We start from the raw sequence: 19,738 nt of genomic DNA, 5'->3' as shown, positions 1-19,738 counted from the left end.
AATCAGCACGTGTTAAACCTGACGCATTAACCATTCTGTCATCCCAGCGACGGCTGGGATCCCGGGAGGATATGAGCGCCCCTCGACACGCACGAGACCCCAGCCTTCGCTGGGGTGACGGTGGAGGGAGTGAGCCCGATTAAAAGCGCTTGGCTCTAGATGACGGGTGCGGCCGTGCGATCGATGGTGGTGCGGTTGCGGCCGGCTTCCTTGGATGCGTAGAGCGCGCGATCGGCACGCTTGAGGATGTCTGCCAGGATCCGGTCCCCGAGCGTCATGCTCGCCATCCCGAAGCTTGCCGTGAGCAAGGCGGCCTCTTCGCCGATCCGCATCGTCATGATCCGTTCGCGCAACGCCTCGACCCGCATATGTGCCGCTTCGACTCCGCAGTCGGGGAAGAACAGGACGAACTCCTCGCCCCCGAACCGGCCATGGAGATCCGGGCCGACCTGCTGCCCGAACAAGGCGGTGAGCCGGCAGAGCACCTCGTCGCCATGTCCATGGCCGTAGAGATCGTTGATGTACTTGAAGTGATCCACATCGCAGATGGCGATCGTCAGCGGCCGTCTGGTGGCGCGCGCTTCGGCCATCAGACGGCTGCCGGTCGCGTCGATCGCGCGTCGATTGGGGGCTCCGGTGAGCGAGTCCGTGTCGGCTGCGGCGCGCAGCTTCTCTGCAAGGTCGCCAGCCAGCAGGTACAGCGAGAAGATGCCGGCGGCGACGGTCATCGCTGGCAGGCCGAGGAAGACGATCAGCTTATAGGCTTGTTCCAGCCCCGGCGAACTGGTGTCGCCCATCGCCGCCAGCACAAGTCCTCCGCTGAACTCGACCGCCGCCATCGCCACGCTAGTGAAGATGATCGGACGTTCGCCGAGCCGCATCTGTCGGCCGGGCCGCCACATCGCAGTGATGCCGAACAGCAGCACGCCGGACGCGTAGATCGGAACGACAGCGGCGCGGAAGCCGCGATTGGGCTCGGCGATGCTGAACCACAGGATGAGGAGCAATGCGAGGGCGTGGCTGGCGGCGAACCGGCCCAACAAGAGGGGCAGGCGCCCCCGCAGCCGATAGGCGAGCGCGGCAGTGATCGGGGTCGCCATCGCGATGGCGCTGACGAGAAGGTTGAAGGCGATGCTGCCACGGAACGCGAATATATAGATCGCGTCGGTGATGTAGAGCAGTACGTTGCCGCCGAATGCGCCTGCCAGCACATAAGTAACGCGCGGTTGTCCCAGGGTGCGCGCCGCGAGAAGCATCGCAAGCGCCATCAGCGTGTTGATCAACAGCAACACGGAAAAAATGAAGACGTCGGTCGACACAGACCTTTGCTCCCCAAGCCCCGCGCCACCATAAGCCGCGCCCGACACGGCGGAAAGCAGATTGCGATTTGCGATGCCTGCGCTGCGCCCGCGCTTCACGTCGGCTGCTTTTCTGTCTATCGGCCATCGCCGAGGAGATACCTGGATGACCCCTATCGCGAAGATCCTGCTGCTCGGCTCGGGTGAACTGGGCCGCGAGTTCGTGATCGCGGCCAAGCGCCTGGGCGCGCATGTGATTGCCTGCGATTCCTACGCCGGGGCGCCGGCGATGCAGCTTGCCGACGAGTGCGAGATATTCTCGATGCTCGATGAAGAGGCCCTTGCAGCTGTCATCGAAAAGCACAGGCCGGACCATATCGTCCCCGAGGTCGAAGCCATCCGCACCGAGGTGCTCAAGACCTTTGAGGATCGCGGCTTTTCCATCGTGCCGTCCGCGCGCGCGACGATACTGACGATGAATCGCGACCGCATCCGCGACGTGGCTGCGAACGAACTGGGGCTCACCACCTCGCGCTTTCTTTATGCGGAAAGCCTCGATGAGATGCGTGACGCCGTGGATGAAGTCGGAATTCCCTGTGTCGTCAAACCGGTGATGTCGTCGTCCGGCAAGGGCCAGAGCATCGTCTCCGCCGCCGGTGCGATCGATGCGGCCTGGGACTATGCGGTTGCGGGAATGCGGGGCGACCGGCAACGCGTGATCGTCGAGGCGTTCATCGCGTTCGACTACGAGATCACGCTGCTGACGATCCGTACCCGCGACGGCGTGCTGTTCTGCGATCCGATCGGGCACAGGCAGGAGCGCGGAGACTATCAGGAGAGCTGGCAGCCGACGCCGATGTCGCCGCGCGCGTTGTCCGCGGCGCAGGACATGGCGCGCAAGGTCGTCGACAATCTGGGCGGGTATGGGCTGTTCGGGGTCGAGTTCTTCGTGGCGGGCGAGAAGGTGATCTTTTCGGAGCTGTCGCCGCGCCCCCACGATACCGGCATGGTGACCTTGATCTCGCAGAACCTGACCGAGTTCGACCTCCACGCCCGGGCGATCCTGGGACTGCCGATCCCGCATGTCCGCGCACTTGGCGCCGCCGCATCGGCGGTGATCCTCGCGGATCGCGACGCCGCGGACTTCCGCTTCGAGGGCCTTGCCGAGGCTCTGGCGCCGCGGCCTGGAATCGAGACCGACGTCCGGTTGTTCAGCAAGCCGGTGACGCGACCGAACCGACGCATGGGTGTCGCGCTGGCGCTCGCCCGCAATGGCACGACCGACGATGCCCGGGCGGCTGCCCGGGCCGCCGCCGAGAAGATAGTGATTTGTTATGGAGACGAAAGCTGATGCCCCGTACGTTGATTTCCTCGGGTTCGCCGTTCGAGAAGCAGGTGGGGTACAGCCGCGCCGTAGTGGATGGGAATTGGGCTTTCGTGGCGGGCACTACCGGCTATGACACCGAAACCCGGATCATGCCGGAGAGCGCGGCCGATCAGGCCCGCAATGCGCTGGGCCTGATCGCGCGAACGCTCGAAGGCGCAGGCTTCGCGATGGCGGATGTGGTCCGCGCCACCTATTATTTCACCGAAGCGGCCTATTGGGATGAAGTTGGCCCGGTGCTGGGCGAGGCGTTCGGCGAAATCAGGCCGGCGGCCACCGCGTTGGTGGTCGGGCTGGTCAGGCCCGAGATGAAGGTCGAGATAGAAGTGACCGCACTTCGGCGCGGTTGAACCGCAGCGCGGCTTTCCACTGCTCATCCTGAAGGAGAGATGTCCATGCGCTACAAGAAGCTCGGCAACACCGGCCTGCTCGTTTCCCAGCTCTGCCTGGGTGCGATGACCTTCGGCAGTGGCACCGAAGGATTAGGGGCATCGGTCGGAAACCTCCAGCAGGATGATGTCGACGCGATGGTGCGGCAGTCGTTCGACGCGGGAATCAATTTCATCGACACCGCCAACGTCTATGGTGCCGGCCGTTCCGAGGAGATGGTTGGCCAGGCGATCCGGAGTCTCGGCCTGGCGCGCGATCAGCTGGTCGTCGCCACCAAGGTGATGGGACCGATGGGACAGGGGCCGAACCAGCGCGGCCTGTCGCGTTATCATATCATGGACGCGGTCAAGGCAAGCCTGAAGCGGCTGCAACTCGATCATATCGACCTCTATCAGGTGCATGGCGTCGACGCCGTGACGCCGATCGAGGAGACCATGGAGGCGCTCGACACGCTCGTTCGCCATGGTCATGTCCGCTATATCGGCGTGTCGAATTGGGCGGCGTGGCAGATCGCCAAGGCGAACGGCATTTCGGCGCGCCTGAACCTCGCGCGGTTCGCTTCGTTGCAGGCCTATTATACTATTGCCGGCCGCGACCTCGAGCGGGAGCTCGTGCCGATGATGCGCTCGGAAGGGCTGGGGCTGATGGTGTGGAGCCCGCTGGCGGGCGGTCTTCTCTCGGGAAAGTTCGCGCGTGGCGAGAGCATGCCGGGCGGGACGCGCCGCGCCACCTTCGAATTCCCGCCGGTCGATCACGACCGGGCCTATGCGATCATAGATGCCATGCGGCCGATTGCAGAAGCCAGGGGCGCATCGGTAGCGCAGATCGCCCTCGCCTGGCTGTTGCACCAGCCGGTCGTGACCAGCGTCATAGTGGGCGCCAGGCGGGTCGATCAGCTGGCGGACAACATCGCCTCGACCGAGGTTGTGCTGAGCAGTGATGAACTGGAGGCGCTTGACGCGATCAGCTCGCTTCCCGAGGAATATCCGGGATGGATGTTCAAGATGCAGAGTGGCTATCGCTCGTAATTGTAGATTTTGCCATGGATTGGCAATGTGAACAAATATTCAGGAAATTATGGGCTGCGATCCAATAAGAAATCTCATATTTTTCTGGGAAAATCCATTTGGCACGGTTCCTGCTGAGTGATGTGCATCGACAACGCACACTCGAAAGGGATCTTAAAATGAACAGCTTCAAGAACGCCGTCGCCGGCAGCTTTGCCCTCGTCGCCACCTTCGTCACCGTCGCTGCGGCGACGCCGCTGCATGCCGCGCCGGTCAGCGTTGCCGTCGCCTATGGCGATCTCGACCTGAGCAGCGATGCCGGCGCCTCGGCGCTGCGCACCCGCATCAGCCGCGCCGCCCGCTTTGCCTGCGATCAGGATGCCGGCGGAAATCGCCTGAACGCAGCAAGCTGCCGCGACGAGGCGGTGAAAGCCGCACAGGCGCGGGTCGCGATGAAGAATGGCGAGACGAATGTGAAGCTCGCAGCGCGCTGAACCGGCATATGCCGGGCTTCGGAACGCCGCCGGCCGAGCGTCTTCGGACCCTCGCTGGCGGCTTCCCCCATATCAGAAACTGAAGGCCAGGGGCTGGTCACCCAACATTCCCGTCCCGCTGCCATGCTTCATGTTGCGCAGTGTGAAGCGGAAGGGGCCGGAGCGACGGTCGTCGCAGACCAGTGTGCCGATGCCGCCCCGAAACCTGTTGGTCTGCCGATATTGGAAATTGCCGACGCAGTGGATGCTTGCCGCGCCGTATAGTTCGATCGTTCCCCCGTCGCTATATTGGGTTATCGAGCCGGACAGGGGCGTGCCATCGTCCAGCGTGCCGGCGAGTTGCATCGTGGCGTCGCAGCTTGTCAGCAGGAACAGCGGCAGCACCAATAATATCCTGTAGCAATTCACGACCAACTCCCCCCAGTTGCCGTTCAAGGCGCAGCATATCATGGCCGAAACAAAAGAGATATCGCGGGCGATCCAGCTAATTTTTGCTAAGACTTGGTGATTGCCGCGCCCAAGTTACCCAGCCCGGCCGTCGCTGCGCGTGCAAACCCGCACATTTCCTTAGCGCTATCCAACATTTAATTTGGGGCGTCTGGTGCGCGGCTCCGATACTGACGACGCATGGCAAATAACATGACACATCTCGAGCGGCTCGAGGCGGAGAGCATTCACATCCTGCGAGAGGTGGTGGCCGAGTGCGAGCGTCCGGTGATGCTCTATTCGGTCGGCAAGGACAGCGCGGTGATGCTGCATTTGGCGCGCAAGGCCTTCTATCCGTCGCCGCCGCCCTTTCCGCTGCTGCATGTCGACACGACGTGGAAGTTCAAGGCGATGTACGAACTGCGCGACCGGATGGCGCGCGAGAGCGGGATGGAGCTTCTGGTCTATCACAACCAGGAGGCCAAGGACCGCGGCATCAATCCGTTCGACCACGGCGCGCTGCACACCGACATGTGGAAGACCGAGGGGTTGAAGCAGGCGCTGGATCTCTATGGTTTCGATGCGGCGTTCGGCGGCGCACGGCGCGACGAAGAGAAGAGCAGGGCCAAGGAGCGGATCTTCTCGTTCAGGACCGCGTCGCACGGCTGGGACCCGAAAAACCAGCGGCCCGAGCTGTGGAACCTCTACAATGCGAGGAAGGCCAGGGGCGAGAGCATCCGGATCTTCCCGATCTCGAACTGGACCGAGCTCGACATCTGGCAATATATCCAGCTCAACGACGTGCCGATCGTGCCGCTCTATTTCGCGGCCAAGCGCCCCACGGTGGAACGCGACGGCATGCTGCTGATGGTCGACGACGACCGCTTTCCGCTGGAACCCGGCGAGGTGCCGGTCGACCGCTCGATCCGGTTCCGCACCTTGGGCTGCTATCCGTTGACCGGCGCGGTCGAGAGCGAAGCGGCGACCTTGAGCGAGGTGATCCAGGAGATGCTGCTGACCACCACCTCCGAGCGGCAGGGCCGTGCGATCGACAAGGATGCCGGCGGCGCGGGCATGGAGAAGAAGAAACAGGAAGGCTATTTCTGATGACCGGGACGCTTCAGGACGCCGAGAGCGCCTATCAGGTCGACAAGCTGATTGCCCAGGACATCGATGCTTATCTCGACCAGCACCAGCACAAAACGCTGCTGCGCTTCATCACCTGCGGATCGGTCGACGACGGCAAGTCGACGCTGATCGGGCGGCTGCTGTACGACAGCAAGATGATTTTCGAGGACCAGCTGGCCGCGCTCGAAGCCGACAGCAAGCGGGTCGGCACCCAGGGCCAGGAGATCGACTTCGCCCTCCTCGTTGACGGACTCGCCGCAGAGCGTGAACAGGGCATCACCATCGATGTCGCCTATCGCTTCTTCTCGACCGAGAAGCGCAAGTTCATCGTCGCCGATACGCCGGGCCATGAGCAGTACACCCGCAACATGGTGACCGGCGCCTCGACCGCCGATCTCGCGGTGATCCTGATCGATGCGCGCAAGGGCGTGCTGACCCAGACCCGCCGCCACAGCTATCTGGCGCACCTGATCGGTATCCGCAACCTGGTGCTCGCGGTCAACAAGATGGACCTGGTCGGCTATGATCAGGCGGCCTACGACGCGATCGTCGCCGACTATGGCGCGTTCGCCAAGTCGATCGGCATCGAGCATTTCACGGCGATGCCGATCTCGGGCTTCAAGGGCGACAACATCACGCTCAGGAGCGAGAAAACGCCCTGGTATGCCGGGCCGACGCTGATGGAGCATCTCGAGACGGTCGAGCTCGACGTCACCTCGGCGCAGGGCGGGCCGTTCCGCATGCCGGTGCAGTGGGTCAACCGCCCCAATCTCGACTTTCGCGGCTTCGCCGGGCTGATCGCGAGCGGGACGGTCAAGCCCGGCGACAAGGTGCGGGTGCTACCATCGGGCAAGACCAGCAGCGTGGCACGGATCGTGACGCTGGGCGCCGATCTCGACGAGGGGATCGCCGGCCAGTCGGTGACGCTGACGCTGGCCGACGAAATCGACTGCTCGCGTGGCGACGTGATCGCGCTGGCGGACAATCCCCCGCAGGTCGCCGACCAGTTCGAGGCGACGGTCGTGTGGATGGCCGACGACGCGATGCTGCCGGGGCGGCCCTATTGGCTGAAGCTGGGTACGCAGACCGTCACAGCCAGCGTCCAGGCGCCGAAATATCAGGTCAACGTCAACACGATGGAGCATCTGGCGGCAAAGACGCTGGAATTGAACGCGATCGGCGTCGCAAACCTGTCGACCGACCGGCCGCTGGTGTTCGAAAGCTACGCCGACAACCGCGCGCTGGGCGGCTTCATCCTGATCGACAAGATCACCAATGCGACGGTAGCCGCCGGGATGCTGCACTTCAGCCTGCGCCGGGCGCAGAACGTCCATTGGCAGGCAACCGAGATCACGCGCGAGAAGCGCGCCGACCTGAAGAACCAGAAGCCCGCGGTGCTGTGGCTGACCGGCCTGTCGGGGGCGGGCAAGTCGACCATCGCCAACATCGTCGAGCGCAAGCTGACTCGGATGAACCGCCACGCCTTCTTGCTGGACGGCGACAATGTCCGCCACGGCCTCAACAAGGACCTGGGCTTCACCGATGCCGATCGGGTCGAGAATATCCGCCGGGTCGGCGAGGTCGCGAAGCTGATGACCGACGCCGGGCTGATCGTGATCACCGCGTTCATCTCGCCGTTCCGCGCCGAGCGCGACATGGTGCGCGCAATGATGGCGCCCGGCGAGTTCGTCGAGGTGCATATCGACACCAGCCTGGACGAAGCCGAGAAGCGCGACGTAAAGGGCCTCTATAAGAAGGCCCGCGCTGGAGAGCTCAAGAATTTCACCGGCATCGACAGTCCCTATGAAGCCCCCGAGCATCCCGAGATCCGCATCGACACCACGGCAATGTCCGCCGAGGATGCCGCCGATGCCATCATCGTGCAACTGCTGGGCGAGGCATGATGAACGACGTCGAACTGGCGATCCACATCGCCGAGACCGCAGGCCGCCTGCTGCTCGAGACGCGCCAGTCGGGCCGGTTCGAGGGCTCGGCGCTGGGGGCAGAGGGCGACCGTATCGCCAACGACTTCATCATGGAGACGCTGCGGCGCGAGCGGCCGGCCGATGCAATCCTCTCCGAGGAGGAGACGAATGACGTGTCGCGCTGCTCGGTCGAGCGCGTCTGGATCGTCGATCCGCTCGACGGCACGCGCGAATATGGCGAGGGTCGGACCGACTGGGCCGTGCATGTCGCGCTGGCGGTGGGCGGCGAAGCCGCGGCAGGCGCTGTGGCGCTGCCGGGGCTCGGCGTGACGCTGGACTCCGCCAGGCCGTTGCCGCTGGCGCCCACTCCCGCCAAATTGCGGATGCTGGTCAGCCGCACCCGGCCCGCGGCGGAAGCCGTCGCTGTGGCCAAGTCGCTCGGTGCCGAGCTGGTGCCGATGGGCTCGGCCGGCGCCAAGGCGATGGCGGTGGTGCGCGGCGAAGCCGATATCTATCTCCACTCGGGCGGGCAATATGAATGGGACAATTGCGCACCTGTCGCGGTTGCGCAGGCCGCCGGACTGCATTGCTCCCGGATCGATGGTTCACCGCTGCGCTACAACCTGCCCAATCCATGGCTGCCCGATCTGCTGATCTGCCCGGTGGAACTGGCCGATGAGGTGCTGCGGCTGGTGAGCGAGGTCACGCCCGCATAGTCGCGGCGATACGCACGCGTTGAGCAATCCTGCAGCAAAGGCGACGGTCCCGCTTTGATCGGCGGTTACTCGGGACGTCCTCCCGCGTCGATCCAGCTGTCGTGGATCGCGTCTATCTCGAATAGTCGATAGGCCGCGCAGAGGCTGCTTATCCAGGCTTCTTCGCGCTGTCGTGCGGCCGTCGCGTAAAGCCGTCGTCCCTGATCGTCGCGATAAGCTTTGCGCGCAGCGGCACTGGCCGACCAGTGGCGCAGATCGCCGAGGGCGCGCAGCAGCGCGTCGATCTCCACGACCTCGCGATGGGCAAGGCCTACCGGTTGAAATGCGGTCATCGCAGCTCCTGGATGAAGATCACATGTGTACAAAAATATTGTACGATGTCAATTGAAATCTTGGTCGCATGGTTAATGGCGTCCTTGGGTCAGCAGGCAGGAAGTCATAGATTCATTGGTTTTCCTCCGATGCTGTCAACAATTGTAACTTCGGTGCTCGTCCTATTTTCTTGGGCGCATGAAGAGCGCAAGAAGGCGCGGGGGCATTTCGTTCCCTGAGTCGATGGTGGGCATCATGGCAACGCGCATGTTGGAACTGGACGAATATCCCGTCATCGAGGGGGGAGCCCGCCCTATGCTGAGTCTGGTGGAGCGCACGCCGCCAGCCAGGCTGCCGCCCCCTGCCTGGATGGTCGCTCCGGCGTTCCGCACCGAGATCGCTGCCGTTGTCCGCGAAGAGCGGGCGCCCTATCGAGCACCTCTGATGGAGCCGGCGCAGGGGCCGTATCGCAGCATCCGCGAGGTACCGCGGGTCGGCTGAATATGTCGCCGGTCGAATAGTCCGGGATTCCATACCCCCATCCAAGCCGCTGCGACCGCCTCATCGCCCGCTGAGTTGCGCGCGCGATAGGAAAAATCCTAGACATGTAGGATAGTCCAGCTAGAACATAACAAGAACAATAATAGCCGAGTCGATCATGGGAAAACCCGTCTTCCGCGCCTCGCCTGGATGCGAGATCGCGTGCATCGCCTGCGACGTCAGATGCGCGATTCTGGCCGGCGAGGCCGACGACGCCTGGCGGCGGGTGGAATATCTGCGCCGTGAGCATGGGTTGGATCCCGCACCGGGACAGGCTGAGAGCCTGAAGCGCGCTGAAGCGCTGCTGGCAGGCGCAGAGCGAGATTTCGCGCGAGCGCGTCCCGCCGGCTTGCTGGGACATGCTCTTCCAGCATGGTCTCGAACATCCGGGTCAACGCGTCTGCATTAGGGAGGGCGACATCGAGACGGACATATTGCACCGACGGTCCGGCGACGATTGGTCCGGCCTCTGCTTCGTCGGCCGAAAGGCCGGCCAGCGCGAGGACCTCCTGAGGTTCCACTCCGTAGGGCTGCAGCGCAGCGGCGATCCGGCGCGCGGTATCGATGGGGATCAGGCCGGTGAAGCGCTTCTCCTCATAATAGGCGTAGCGCGTGTCGAGCGGGCTGCCGAGCTGCGCGGCGAAGGCGCGCATCGACAGACCCGACCGAGCCCGTAACGCGCGCATGCTTTCATAGGGATGCGCCATGGGACGCCTTTACTGCTGGTTCAACCGCAGGTGTCAGTAAATCTTGTTTTATTATGTGCAACAGAATTGTGGGAAAGCGAGGCGGAGCGATGGCAAGGGCAGGACGGAAACGCAAGGCCGGGGCGCGCACCAAGGCGGGCCGGCTCATTGCCACCACCCGTCCGCGGGCGGATGGTGGCACCGCAGAACTGCGGCTGCACCGCGCACGGCGGGCCGGTGCGCTCGACCCGCTGACGACGCGGTTGTGGCAGCAGGGCAAGGCCGAGGAGGCAGCCGAGGCAATCGGCGGTGGCGATCATGGCCAGGGGATCGACGCGATCGGCCGGGCCTGGCTCGCCGGGCTGCTCGAGCATCCGGCGCGTGGCGCCGAGGCGATGCGCGACGCCGGGCGCGTTCTGTTCAAGCTCTACTGGTCGCATTATGCCGAACTTGCGCCAAGCGGAGGGCTGTATCGCGAACTGTCTGGACGCGGCGTGGTGCGCTCGGACGCGAATGATGATATCGAGCGTTCGGCCCAGCTCGAGCGCGCGCTCAACCGCCGGCTCGCGATCCTCGACGATTGCGGCCGCGACGTGCGCAAGGCGGTCGAGAGCCTGTGCATCGACCATCATTTCGAGTTTGGACCATTATGGCTCGACCGGCTGATTGCCGCGCGGCGAGAGAAGCAGGCGGCGGATGCCGAGGCGGCGCGCCGGCTGGAATGTGCGCTGTTGGGGCTGGCGGCGCTGACGTAGAAGTGGAAGCCTTTCTGTTTCCCGGCCGATCCGACCCGCTTCGTATCGGCCGGCCGACGATCGAGAGCGGCGGATAGCGAAAGCCTTGGCCTATGTGGCTCTGGCCTGCGCTGAGTGCGGCTGATAGATATACAGCATTGTAAAGAGGCAAATTGCAGATGCCCATTTTCGATCGATTCTTGACGCTGTCCCCTGACCTGCTCGCCGTGGCCGATATCCGCGATGGACTGCTGACGCGCGTCAATCCAGCCGCCTGCCGCATTTTGGGGCGCAGTGAGGCCGAACTGCTGTCCCTGCCGTTTTTCGAACTGGTCCATCCGGACGACCGTGACGACGCAGTGGCGGCGACGGCAGCCGCGGTGACGGCAGCGGCGGTTGGGGCACGCCAAACTGACGTCCGCTTCGAATACCGGTTCCTCCGCAAGGACGGCAGCCATTTCTGGGCCGAGGCGCACGGCACCTATTACCCCGACGAGGGTCTGCTCTACGGCATCGCGCGCGACATCACCCAGCGCAAGCAAAACGAGGCCGCACTTGCCGCCGCCCAGGCCGAGCGGGATGCGGTCCTCGAAAGCATCAGCGACGCCTTCTACTCGGTCGACGCCGAGTGGCGGATCACCTACGCGAATGCGCGAGCGGCCGAGATACTGAACAAAAGCCCCGAGGCCGTGCTGGGGCGGCGGCTAACTGACGTCATTTCTGCGAAGGTTGCCGCGTCGCCCGAGTTCCAGCTCCTAAAACTGGCAATGTCCGAGCGCCAACCGCAGGATATGGATTTCAGCGAAGCTGTAGGGCGATGGGCCTCGTTGCGGACCTATCCGCGCGACGATGGCGGACTTTCTATCTATATTCGGGACATCACCGAGCGCAAGCGTATGGAAGAGGCGCTGCAGGCCAGCCGTGCGCACTTCGAAGCGGTCGCCAATCTCGTACCCGACATGCTGTGGCGCAGCGGACCCGATGGAACCGCGACCTGGTTCAATCAAGGCTGGGTAAACTATCACGGACGCCCTCTCGAGACGCTGCTGGATGCGGGTTGGAGCATCTTGCATCCCGATGATGTCGAGACCGCCCAGGCGACTTTCGAAGCCGCGCTTCGTGGCAGACAGCCAGTGACCCATGAACAGCGCTTCCGGCGCAGCGATGGCGTGTACCGCTGGTGCCTGGTGCGTATCCAGCCCCTGCTCGACAGCGATGGCGAGATTACCGCCTGGTTCGGCGCTGCGACCGATATCGACGACCTGAAGCGCTCCCAGGAATTGCAGGAGCTGCTCATCGCCGAACTCCAGCACCGGACGCGCAACCTGCTTGGCGTGGTTCGCTCGCTCGCGGCGCAGACCTTGGCAGGCAGCGCCGCGCTCGATGATTTCTCCGAACGGTTCAACCGTAGGCTGGGGGCGCTGTCGCGCGTCCAGAGCTTTCTCTCGCAGGCGGCCGCGACAGGAATCCGCGAACTCGTGTGCACCGAACTCGCGGCGCATGGCATCGAGCCGGACGAGACGCGGGTTGTCCTTGATGGGCCGTCGGTCGAATTGCCGATGGGTCACGTCCAGTCGCTCGCGCTGGCCGTGCATGAACTGACCACGAACGCCCTGAAGCATGGCGCATTCGCCACGCCTTCGGGGCGCCTCGCCCTCCGCTGGTGGATCGAAGGTGAAAAAGGCTCGTCGCTGTCGCTCGAGTGGCGCGAAAGCGGGGTTGCGATGCCGGATGGGGCAAGCCTGCGCCGGGGATTCGGACTCGACCTGATCGAACGGAGTTTGCCCTATCAGCTCAAGGCGAAGGTCAAGATATACTTTTCACCCGACGGTGTGGTCTGCAATCTCGTGCTGCCGCTTTTCCAGGCTAATTCGCTGGAGGTTTAGAGCGATGAACAATCAGGCTAAGTAGCCACCATTCTGGGCAGGCCGTCTGATCTAAACAGCCCGTCGGCCTGTGCTTTCATCGCGGCCTCTCAGTCCCCCGGCTCCACCACCAGCGTATTCCCTTCCACCGCTGTCACCTTCGCAATCGTTCCCGCCGCCATGTCGGGTCCCCTTGCCGACCAGAAGCTGTCGCCATCGGTTGCCCGGCCCTGGCCAGCGACGATGGGTTCGCAAATCGTCACGCGCATGCCGATTGTGCGGGCGGCGCGGTTGTTGAGGAGGGGATCGGAAGGGCTCGCGGCACGGCGGTAGAGGATGCCGCCGATGTAGATCGAAGCGACCGAGGCGCAAGCGAAGATGGCGAGATCGACAGCCAGCGGCGGATCGAACAGCAGCGCGACGATGCCGGTGAGGATCGCCGCCAGTGCCAGCCAGATCAGGAAGACGCCTGGCACGAAGATCTCGGCCGCCGCCAGCAGCACGCCGGCGACCCACCAACCCCAACGCAGGTCGATCAGGGCGAGGACGTCGTTCATGCCGGTTCGGCCGGCGGCTGCGGCGTGGTGGTCGGAACGCTGGTGCTGGTGCCGCTGCGCGACGGCGCCTTTGCACGCGGCGCGATGACGGACGCGGGCGTGCCATCATCGCCGAGCGCGGCCTTGGCCAGCGCGCCGATGCCGCCGAGAGTGCCGATCAACTGGGTGGCTTCGACCGGGAACAGGATCGTTTTGGCGTTGGGTGAGGTCGCGAACTTGCCGACCGCCTCGACATATTTCTGCGCGACGAAATAGTTGATCGCCAGCGCCTCGCCGCCCGCGATCGCATCGGACACGACACGGGTCGCGGTCGCCTCGGCCTCGGCGGCGCGCTCGCGGGCTTCGGCATCGCGGAAGGCGCTCTCGCGACGGCCTTCGGCCTGGAGGATCTGGCTCTGCTTCTGCCCCTCCGCCTTGAGGATTTCCGAAGCCCGCTGGCCCTCGGATTCGAGGATCAGCGCGCGCTTCTCGCGCTCGGCCTTCATCTGGCGGCCCATAGCGTTGACGATGTCGGCGGGCGGACGGATGTCCTTCAGCTCGACGCGGGTGAGCTTGACGCCCCAGGCGACGGTGGCGTGATCGACCACGCTGAGCAGCCGTGCGTTGATCTCGTCCCGCTTCGACAGCGTCTCGTCGAGGTCCATCGAGCCCATCACCGTGCGCAGGTTGGTGGTGGTGAGCTGGAGCAGCGCGCGATAGAGGTCCGACACCTCATAGGCGGCCTTCACCGGATCGAGCACCTGGAAGAAAACGACGCCGTCGACCGACACCATCGCATTGTCCTTGGTGATGATCTCCTGCCCCGGAATGTCGAGCACCTGCTCCATCATGTTGACGCGGCGGCCGACGCGATCGACGAACGGCATGATCAGAGTGAAGCCCGGCGGCGCGGTCTTGGTATAACGGCCGAAGCGCTCGATCGTATATTCATAGCCCTGCCGCACGACGATGACCGCCGAGAAGACGAACATCACCGCCAGCAACGCCAGCGCCGCGAACAAAATGGCTGCGATCGTCATGCTCTGCTCTCCCGATATGCAGGCGGATGATAGCGCGTTGGCGGTGGCATGACAGCGAAACAACGCGCAGTATCATGGGTCGGCGTTCTTTCTTCGCGATGACGCCTCATCGGACGGACATTAACCCACCGGCACGCGTTTATCGATTCTTACGTGAAGGAAACGACCGGCGATGCGCCTGAAAATCGAAGCGGACCTGCAATACCGCATGTCCGAGCCCGTCGATGTGCTGCTGGCGATCGAGGCGGCGCAGCTCGTCGATCAGAAGCTGATCAGCGACCGGCTGACCGTCGATGGCGTCGGGCCGCTGCGCCCGATCGATGGCGAGGACGGCATTGGGCGGCGGACCTGGATGGAGGCGAGCGGCGACGTCCATGCCCGCTACGAGGCCATGGTCGACATCGAGCGGCGACCCTTATCGATCGAGGCTCTGCCGATTACGCCACGACGCGATCTGCCGCCCGAGGTCATCCCCTATCTGTGGCCGAGCCGCTATTGCGAGGCCGACCTGTTCGAGGCGTTCGTCGAGCGGGAGTTCCCCGGTGAGAATCACGGCTCCAAGATTCTCGCCATGTCGCGCTGGATTCACCAGCATGTCGATTATCGCATCGGCTCCAGTGATGCCTCCACGAGCGCGGTGGGCGTGTTCGTCTCGCGCCGGGGCGTGTGCCGCGATTTTGCGCATCTGCTGGTGAGCTTCGCGCGGGCGGCCGGCGTGCCTGCACGGCTGGTATCGGCTTATGCCTGGCGGCTCGACCCACCGGATTTCCACGCGGTGGTGGAGATCTGGCTGGCCGGCGAATGGTATCTCGTCGATCCGACCGAGCTTGCCCCGCTCGATGGAGTGGTGCGGATCGCCGTCGGCCGCGATGCCACCGACATCGCCTTCATGACCGTGTTCGGGACCGCCGAACTGGTCGAGCAGAAGGTGTCCGTCATGCAAATCCCGGCCACGGCAGTAGCCGCCTGAGGTCAGCATCGCAGGAGGTGTTCCGCGGCCAGCGGCAAGCGAGGTATCGGCGGTGGCGGTAGCGTCTGGCCAAACTGCTGCTATATCAGGGCGATGAGCATGACCGCTATCGATGTGTGGGTCGGAAAGACCCTGTTCGTCCCGCCAATCATCAAATTCTGCCAACTCACCCGGCAGAGCCAATATGCCGTATCGCGGCTGCTGTGGTTTGTAGCGGGACTCGACCAACTGCGTCTCGCAACGTCGCTGACCTCGCAGATATTAGCAGGGTTATTCAGCCTGTTCATGATGTTCGCGGCCTCTTTCCGCGCAGATACGCCCGTGATTAGCACGATGGGATTGCGGATCATGACGCTGATGTTGCTCGCGCTGGACGTCTTTTCGGGCGTGGTCAGTGGCGGCTGGAAAGGTGTCGAAATATGGATCCTGCTATTGTTCGCGCAGTATGCCGCGACAATCCGGACGATCCCGCCGAAGGAGCAGGCCAAGGCTGCCCGGACCGTGCGCGCCCGAGAAGCCGGGCGCTGACGCGGCGATCGGGAGCCCAGCCATGCCGAACAGCAGAGCTCTCCTTGCGCTTGCAGTGCTGGCTATGGCGGCTGCCGCGTCGGCTGAGCAGGCGCCGATTACCGGCCAGCGCGCCTTCGCCGCCAAGCCGTTCCAGACCAGTGTCGTCGCGACTTTCGACCGGCCCTGGGCGATGGCGTTCCTGCCCGATGGCCGGATGCTCGTCACCGAGAAGGCCGGGCATATGCTGCTGCTGTCCGCGGATGGCCAGCGCCGTACCGAGGTTTCCGGAATTCCAGCGGTCAATCCGGCCGGCCAAGGCGCCCTCGGCGAGGTCGTGCCGCATCCGGACTTCGCCAGGAATCATCTGGTGTATTTCAGCTATTCCTCACCCGGAGCGCCCAACGGGATCGTGCTGGCGCGCGGCAAGCTGGCCGGCGATGTCGATGACGTACGCCTCGAGGGCGTAACGACGCTCTACCGCGGCTTTCCGCTCCGGGGTGGCGGCAGCCAATATGCCGGAAGGATCGCCTTTTCGCCCGATGGCTATCTGTTCTTCTCGATCGGCGAGCGCCAGAAGGCCACGCCGGCGCAGGACTCCACGGGCGTGCTCGGCAAGATCGTGCGGCTTACGCCGGACGGCAAGCCCGCGCAGGGCAATCCGCTGGTCGGGCAGGGCTTCGACCCGGCGGTATGGAGCTATGGGCACCGCAACCCGCTCGGCCTCGCCTTCGATCTGCAGGGGCGCCTGTGGGAGAATGAGATGGGGCCGCGGGGCGGCGACGAGGTCAACCTGATACTGCCCGGGCGGAACTATGGCTGGCCGATCGTGTCCAACGGTGACAATTATGACGGCTCGCTCATTCCCGACCACCCGACGCGGCCGGACTTGGAGGCACCGAAGGTCAGCTGGAACCCTTCGATCTCACCGTCGAGCCTACTGGTCTATTCGGGCAAGATCTTCCCGAAATGGCGTGGCAAGGCCCTGATCGGCGCGCTCTCCGGCCGTTCCCTCATCCTGATAGAGTTGGGCCAGGAGGATGCCCGGGAGCAGGCGCGCTATGACATGACGAATCGCATTCGCGCGGTCCAGCAGGCACCCGATGGCGCCGTCTATGTGCTGGAAGACGGCGGCGATGCGCGGCTGCTCAGGCTGACCCCGAAGCATTAAACTCTTTTCATCCAACTTACCGGCGGGACGGCGGCCAGCCATCGAGGCGAAGAAGCCGCTCTGCAAGCATCACGGGCGGGTGAGCCTGGATGGCATCGGCGGCGCGACGCGACCGGCGGCCCGGGTGGTCGCATCGGGCTGGGGTTCGCCGAACGCCAGGCGAAACGGCGCAATGCCGGCCCAGACCTCGTCGCCCATGTCCTCCTCATCGTCGACGGGATCGCCGGTGCGGATCTTCACCGAGGCTTCGTCGATGGGCATCCACATTATGCTGGTCGCCTTGAGCTCCTGCGGCGAGACCGGCCGCAGGCCATCCCAGCGTCCGGGATAGAAGCTTTCCGTCATTGCCTTGAGCCGGGCGAGCTTCTCGTCGTCACCCACCACCAGCCGGCCCTTGCCGAACAGCATCGCGGATCGGTAATTGGCGGAATGGTGAAAGGCGGATCGCGCCAGCACCAGGCCGTCCAGATGAGTGACGGTCAGGCAGACATCGACATCCTCGCTGGCGCGGAGCGCACGACTGGCGCTGGACCCATGCCAGTAGATCGAATCGCCCTCACGCCAATAGAGCGTCGGGGTCACCACCGGGTAGCCCTCGAACACATAGCCGACATGGCAGAGCATGCCGGCGTCGAGAACGGCGTGGAGGGTGTCGCGATCATAGGCGGCGCGTTCATGGACGCGCCTTACGCGCGTGCGTGCGCTCGGTGGTAGAGATGGCAAGCTGTTCCCTCGGCGCTGGTTCTGCGAGCGTGACGCCCCGCCCTGGAGGAGGCGGGGCGGGGCACGCTCAAGCACAAACCGCCCCCGATATGCGCGGCGGTGTACCCTGTCGTTGGGTATAATGGAAAAGCGAAGAAGGTGCCAGTTCGCGCGAAGACCCGCCGGCGACGGGGGGGTGACCGACGGGTCCGCACTCTCCTGAGCCGCGGGTATAAGGGGGGCTTTGCCGGCTCGGAGACCAGAACCGATCGATAGCCGGTAAGTTCCTTTACGGCACCGTTACTGGCCGGGCACCATCGAATGTCGTCGCCGGCCCGTGCCGCTCAGTGGCTTACCCGCTCGAGTTCGGCGATCAGTGCGTTGGCGCGATACGGCTTCTGGAGGAACGGGACCGCCGCGGGCATGTCTATATCGTCGGGGTAGAGGTGCCCCGAGGTCAGGATGACGGGAAGCGTTGGCCAGCGCTCCTGCACCATGGCGGCCAGCGCGAGACCGTCCAGCGCGCCAGGCATCTTTATATCGCTGAACACTATGTCGATGTCGCCGCGATCGTCGAGCACGGCCAAGGCAGAATCGGCGTCTGCGGCTTCTATGGCCGCGTAGCCCGCGTCCTCGATCGCATCGACTGCCATCAAGCGGACGAACAGCTCATCCTCGACGACAAGGACCACCCGTCGTTGCATATCCGGGTTTACGCTACGGCCCATGGCAAAAACTGACCTCCAAAAGGGGAGAATGCAAATCGAAAGCCTGCTCTATTTGCCGCGGGAAATCCACCCGGAAGAAAACGTACCGTACACGAAATGATATGGCGGCCCAGACCGTTACGGCCCCGCCATGTCAGGGAGCTTGGGTACGGCCCCGCCATGTCAGGGAGCTTGGGTCTTGCCGTTCAATCCGCCAACGATATGCATCAGCGTGCCGATCGTCCCTCCCACCAGAAGGCCGACGAGGCCCGACAAGAAGGCGGCAATAATCCAGGGCAGCAGTGCTGGCGCAAAGGGGGCGGCACGAGCGGCGGAATCTGCGAGGTGATGGATCAGCGCCGCCGGCGCGTCGACGCCGAAGACCGCGAGCCCGTGAACGATGATACCGCCGCCGACCCAGATCATCGCGGCGGTGCCGATGATCGACAGCCAGCGCATGATGATCGGCATCGCCTTAACCATCGAGCGGCCGATCGCGCGGGTCGCGGCGAGGTCGCGCCTGGCGAGGTGGAGACCGATATCGTCCATCTTCACGATCAGGCCGACGACACCATAGACGCCGATCGTGATCGCGATGCCGACCGCTGCCAGCACCCCCGCCTGGATCGGCAGCGGTTCAGCGGCGACTTCGCCCAGCGCAATCGCCATGATCTCCGCTGACAGAATGAGATCGGTACGGATCGCCCCGGACACCTGCTGCTTTTCGAGAGTCGCGGCATCGATGCCGGCCAGCGCCTCCTCCGCGTGGTCGTGCCCGCCGATCGCCTCGAGCACTTTCTCCGCCCCCTCGAAGCACAGGAAGCCGCCGCCCAGCATCAGCAGCGGCGTGATCGCCCAGGGTGCGAAGGCGCTAAGCAGCAATGCGATGGGCAGCAGGATGAGCAGCTTGTTACGCAGCGATCCCACCGCGATCCTTGCGATGATCGGCAGCTCGCGATCCGGCGTAAGACCGGTCACGTAGCGCGGCGTTACGGCCGCGTCGTCCACGACGACGCCCGCCGCCTTCGCGCCCGCCTTGCCTGCGGCGGCGCCGACATCGTCGAGCGATGCCGCCGCCAGCTTGGTCAGGCCGACGATGTCGTCCAGCAGCGCTACAAGTCCCGAAGCCATCCGCGTCCTTCCATCTTCATCGAGGGGCGTCCTGTAGAGACCGCCCCGAACAGATCAAAGGAGAAGTGT

22 protein-coding genes are annotated in these 19,738 nt (G+C 64.3%); 13 read left to right on the top strand and 9 right to left on the bottom strand.

Going from position 1 to position 19,738, the window contains the following annotated elements; genetic code table 11:
- Nucleotides 1-155 precede the first annotated feature (155 nt).
- Nucleotides 156-1,418 (bottom strand): GGDEF domain-containing protein, encoded by a 1,263-nt coding sequence (locus tag AC1DQK_RS12585; protein ID WP_477870965.1) that lies wholly within the window; start codon nucleotides 1,416-1,418, stop codon nucleotides 156-158.
- A gap of 46 nt (nucleotides 1,419-1,464) precedes the next feature.
- Here AC1DQK_RS12585 and purT point away from each other — a divergent pair, with 46 nt between their 5' ends.
- The 4 genes from purT (at nucleotide 1,465) to AC1DQK_RS12565 (ending at nucleotide 4,573) form a co-directional block, all read left to right on the top strand.
- Nucleotides 1,465-2,649, top strand: a complete 1,185-nt coding sequence (purT, locus tag AC1DQK_RS12580; protein ID WP_477870963.1) for a formate-dependent phosphoribosylglycinamide formyltransferase — start codon at nucleotides 1,465-1,467, stop codon at nucleotides 2,647-2,649.
- A complete protein-coding gene (locus AC1DQK_RS12575) occupies nucleotides 2,649-3,032 on the top strand; it encodes a RidA family protein (protein ID WP_477870961.1) in 384 nt (127 codons plus the stop codon). The genes purT and AC1DQK_RS12575 overlap by 1 nt, the downstream gene beginning before the upstream one ends.
- 45 nt (nucleotides 3,033-3,077) lie before the next feature.
- Nucleotides 3,078-4,100 carry an aldo/keto reductase gene (locus tag AC1DQK_RS12570; protein ID WP_477870959.1) on the top strand — a complete coding sequence of 341 codons (1,023 nt, stop codon included), beginning with the start codon at nucleotides 3,078-3,080 and terminating at the stop codon, nucleotides 4,098-4,100.
- A 158-nt stretch (nucleotides 4,101-4,258) separates the two neighbouring features.
- Nucleotides 4,259-4,573: a UrcA family protein gene (locus AC1DQK_RS12565; protein WP_477870957.1), complete on the top strand. Its 315-nt coding sequence runs from the start codon at nucleotides 4,259-4,261 to the stop codon at nucleotides 4,571-4,573.
- 72 nt (nucleotides 4,574-4,645) lie between these two features.
- Here the strand turns inward: AC1DQK_RS12565 and AC1DQK_RS12560 are convergent, their stop codons facing one another.
- Complete coding sequence (locus AC1DQK_RS12560; protein ID WP_477870955.1) at nucleotides 4,646-5,008, bottom strand: hypothetical protein; 363 nt, start codon at nucleotides 5,006-5,008, stop codon at nucleotides 4,646-4,648.
- Nucleotides 5,009-5,200: 192 nt separating this feature from the next.
- Here AC1DQK_RS12560 and cysD point away from each other — a divergent pair, with 192 nt between their 5' ends.
- From cysD to AC1DQK_RS12545, 3 genes are read left to right on the top strand one after another with little or no spacing between them, the layout of a single operon-like run.
- Nucleotides 5,201-6,106, top strand: coding sequence for a sulfate adenylyltransferase subunit CysD (gene cysD / locus AC1DQK_RS12555; protein WP_477870953.1), 906 nt, complete (start codon nucleotides 5,201-5,203; stop codon nucleotides 6,104-6,106).
- Complete coding sequence (gene cysN / locus AC1DQK_RS12550) at nucleotides 6,106-8,031, top strand: sulfate adenylyltransferase subunit CysN (RefSeq protein ID WP_477870951.1); 1,926 nt, start codon at nucleotides 6,106-6,108, stop codon at nucleotides 8,029-8,031. Before cysD ends, cysN begins: the two co-directional genes overlap by 1 nt.
- The gene (locus AC1DQK_RS12545; protein ID WP_477871408.1) at nucleotides 8,031-8,768 is read left to right on the top strand and encodes a 3'(2'),5'-bisphosphate nucleotidase CysQ; all 738 of its coding nucleotides are present in this window, start codon (nucleotides 8,031-8,033) and stop codon (nucleotides 8,766-8,768) included. Before cysN ends, AC1DQK_RS12545 begins: the two co-directional genes overlap by 1 nt.
- 65 nt (nucleotides 8,769-8,833) lie before the next feature.
- Here AC1DQK_RS12545 and AC1DQK_RS12540 read toward each other — a convergent pair whose 3' ends face one another.
- Nucleotides 8,834-9,100 carry a hypothetical protein gene (locus AC1DQK_RS12540; RefSeq protein WP_477870949.1) on the bottom strand — a complete coding sequence of 89 codons (267 nt, stop codon included), beginning with the start codon at nucleotides 9,098-9,100 and terminating at the stop codon, nucleotides 8,834-8,836.
- 235 nt (nucleotides 9,101-9,335) lie between these two features.
- Between AC1DQK_RS12540 and AC1DQK_RS12535 the strand changes: the two genes are divergently transcribed.
- Nucleotides 9,336-9,581 (top strand): hypothetical protein, encoded by a 246-nt coding sequence (locus tag AC1DQK_RS12535; RefSeq protein ID WP_477870947.1) that lies wholly within the window; start codon nucleotides 9,336-9,338, stop codon nucleotides 9,579-9,581.
- Nucleotides 9,582-9,799: 218 nt separating this feature from the next.
- On the opposite strand, the gene AC1DQK_RS12530 is transcribed toward AC1DQK_RS12535, so the two are convergent.
- Nucleotides 9,800-10,327 carry a hypothetical protein gene (locus AC1DQK_RS12530; RefSeq protein WP_477870945.1) on the bottom strand — a complete coding sequence of 176 codons (528 nt, stop codon included), beginning with the start codon at nucleotides 10,325-10,327 and terminating at the stop codon, nucleotides 9,800-9,802.
- Between the two features lie 89 nt (nucleotides 10,328-10,416).
- On the opposite strand from AC1DQK_RS12530, the gene AC1DQK_RS12525 reads away from it, so the two are divergent.
- Entirely contained in the window at nucleotides 10,417-11,061 is a 645-nt protein-coding gene (locus tag AC1DQK_RS12525) for a hypothetical protein (protein ID WP_477870943.1), read from the top strand.
- 179 nt (nucleotides 11,062-11,240) lie between these two features.
- Nucleotides 11,241-12,926 carry a PAS domain S-box protein gene (locus tag AC1DQK_RS12520; RefSeq protein WP_477870941.1) on the top strand — a complete coding sequence of 562 codons (1,686 nt, stop codon included), beginning with the start codon at nucleotides 11,241-11,243 and terminating at the stop codon, nucleotides 12,924-12,926.
- A gap of 89 nt (nucleotides 12,927-13,015) precedes the next feature.
- Here AC1DQK_RS12520 and AC1DQK_RS12515 read toward each other — a convergent pair whose 3' ends face one another.
- Together AC1DQK_RS12515 and AC1DQK_RS12510 are read right to left on the bottom strand one after the other, a co-directional pair.
- Nucleotides 13,016-13,462: an NfeD family protein gene (locus AC1DQK_RS12515; RefSeq protein WP_477870939.1), complete on the bottom strand. Its 447-nt coding sequence runs from the start codon at nucleotides 13,460-13,462 to the stop codon at nucleotides 13,016-13,018.
- Nucleotides 13,459-14,433 carry an SPFH domain-containing protein gene (locus AC1DQK_RS12510; RefSeq protein WP_477871406.1) on the bottom strand — a complete coding sequence of 325 codons (975 nt, stop codon included), beginning with the start codon at nucleotides 14,431-14,433 and terminating at the stop codon, nucleotides 13,459-13,461. Before AC1DQK_RS12510 ends, AC1DQK_RS12515 begins: the two co-directional genes overlap by 4 nt.
- Nucleotides 14,434-14,653: 220 nt before the next feature.
- Here AC1DQK_RS12510 and AC1DQK_RS12505 point away from each other — a divergent pair, with 220 nt between their 5' ends.
- The 3 genes from AC1DQK_RS12505 (at nucleotide 14,654) to AC1DQK_RS12495 (ending at nucleotide 17,129) form a co-directional block, all read left to right on the top strand.
- Nucleotides 14,654-15,451 (top strand): transglutaminase-like domain-containing protein, encoded by a 798-nt coding sequence (locus tag AC1DQK_RS12505; RefSeq protein ID WP_477870937.1) that lies wholly within the window; start codon nucleotides 14,654-14,656, stop codon nucleotides 15,449-15,451.
- 99 nt (nucleotides 15,452-15,550) lie between these two features.
- Nucleotides 15,551-15,979, top strand: coding sequence for a hypothetical protein (locus tag AC1DQK_RS12500; RefSeq protein ID WP_477870935.1), 429 nt, complete (start codon nucleotides 15,551-15,553; stop codon nucleotides 15,977-15,979).
- A gap of 22 nt (nucleotides 15,980-16,001) precedes the next feature.
- Entirely contained in the window at nucleotides 16,002-17,129 is a 1,128-nt protein-coding gene (locus AC1DQK_RS12495; protein ID WP_477870933.1) for a PQQ-dependent sugar dehydrogenase, read from the top strand.
- Between the two features lie 69 nt (nucleotides 17,130-17,198).
- Here the strand turns inward: AC1DQK_RS12495 and AC1DQK_RS12490 are convergent, their stop codons facing one another.
- The 3 genes from AC1DQK_RS12490 to AC1DQK_RS12480 form a co-directional block, all read right to left on the bottom strand.
- The gene (locus AC1DQK_RS12490; RefSeq protein ID WP_477870931.1) at nucleotides 17,199-17,852 is read right to left on the bottom strand and encodes a pyridoxamine 5'-phosphate oxidase family protein; all 654 of its coding nucleotides are present in this window, start codon (nucleotides 17,850-17,852) and stop codon (nucleotides 17,199-17,201) included.
- A gap of 323 nt (nucleotides 17,853-18,175) precedes the next feature.
- The gene (locus tag AC1DQK_RS12485) at nucleotides 18,176-18,559 is read right to left on the bottom strand and encodes a response regulator (protein ID WP_477870929.1); all 384 of its coding nucleotides are present in this window, start codon (nucleotides 18,557-18,559) and stop codon (nucleotides 18,176-18,178) included.
- Nucleotides 18,560-18,721: 162 nt separating this feature from the next.
- A complete protein-coding gene (locus AC1DQK_RS12480) occupies nucleotides 18,722-19,669 on the bottom strand; it encodes a DUF808 domain-containing protein (protein ID WP_477870927.1) in 948 nt (315 codons plus the stop codon).
- Nucleotides 19,670-19,738: the final 69 nt, after the last annotated feature.

The sequence above is a fragment of the Rhizorhabdus sp. P4_G5 genome, from assembly GCF_056401065.1.
This window is presented reverse-complemented; position numbering and strand designations above follow the sequence as displayed.

What these genes read in the sequence shown, in the direction of transcription:
- purT (WP_477870963.1), top strand. Translation starts at nt 1,465, where the DNA reads ATGACCCCTATCGCGAAGATCCTGCTGCTCGGCTCGGGTGAACTGGGC.
- AC1DQK_RS12575 (WP_477870961.1), top strand. Translation starts at nt 2,649, where the DNA reads ATGCCCCGTACGTTGATTTCCTCGGGTTCGCCGTTCGAGAAGCAGGTG.
- AC1DQK_RS12570 (WP_477870959.1), top strand. Translation starts at nt 3,078, where the DNA reads ATGCGCTACAAGAAGCTCGGCAACACCGGCCTGCTCGTTTCCCAGCTC.
- AC1DQK_RS12565 (WP_477870957.1), top strand. Translation starts at nt 4,259, where the DNA reads ATGAACAGCTTCAAGAACGCCGTCGCCGGCAGCTTTGCCCTCGTCGCC.
- cysD (WP_477870953.1), top strand. Translation starts at nt 5,201, where the DNA reads ATGGCAAATAACATGACACATCTCGAGCGGCTCGAGGCGGAGAGCATT.
- cysN (WP_477870951.1), top strand. Translation starts at nt 6,106, where the DNA reads ATGACCGGGACGCTTCAGGACGCCGAGAGCGCCTATCAGGTCGACAAG.
- AC1DQK_RS12545 (WP_477871408.1), top strand. Translation starts at nt 8,031, where the DNA reads ATGAACGACGTCGAACTGGCGATCCACATCGCCGAGACCGCAGGCCGC.
- AC1DQK_RS12540 (WP_477870949.1), bottom strand. Translation starts at nt 9,100, where the DNA reads ATGACCGCATTTCAACCGGTAGGCCTTGCCCATCGCGAGGTCGTGGAG.
- AC1DQK_RS12535 (WP_477870947.1), top strand. Translation starts at nt 9,336, where the DNA reads ATGGCAACGCGCATGTTGGAACTGGACGAATATCCCGTCATCGAGGGG.
- AC1DQK_RS12530 (WP_477870945.1), bottom strand. Translation starts at nt 10,327, where the DNA reads ATGGCGCATCCCTATGAAAGCATGCGCGCGTTACGGGCTCGGTCGGGT.
- AC1DQK_RS12525 (WP_477870943.1), top strand. Translation starts at nt 10,417, where the DNA reads ATGGCAAGGGCAGGACGGAAACGCAAGGCCGGGGCGCGCACCAAGGCG.
- AC1DQK_RS12515 (WP_477870939.1), bottom strand. Translation starts at nt 13,462, where the DNA reads ATGAACGACGTCCTCGCCCTGATCGACCTGCGTTGGGGTTGGTGGGTC.
- AC1DQK_RS12510 (WP_477871406.1), bottom strand. Translation starts at nt 14,433, where the DNA reads ATGTTCGTCTTCTCGGCGGTCATCGTCGTGCGGCAGGGCTATGAATAT.
- AC1DQK_RS12505 (WP_477870937.1), top strand. Translation starts at nt 14,654, where the DNA reads ATGCGCCTGAAAATCGAAGCGGACCTGCAATACCGCATGTCCGAGCCC.
- AC1DQK_RS12500 (WP_477870935.1), top strand. Translation starts at nt 15,551, where the DNA reads ATGACCGCTATCGATGTGTGGGTCGGAAAGACCCTGTTCGTCCCGCCA.
- AC1DQK_RS12495 (WP_477870933.1), top strand. Translation starts at nt 16,002, where the DNA reads ATGCCGAACAGCAGAGCTCTCCTTGCGCTTGCAGTGCTGGCTATGGCG.
- AC1DQK_RS12485 (WP_477870929.1), bottom strand. Translation starts at nt 18,559, where the DNA reads ATGGGCCGTAGCGTAAACCCGGATATGCAACGACGGGTGGTCCTTGTC.
- AC1DQK_RS12480 (WP_477870927.1), bottom strand. Translation starts at nt 19,669, where the DNA reads ATGGCTTCGGGACTTGTAGCGCTGCTGGACGACATCGTCGGCCTGACC.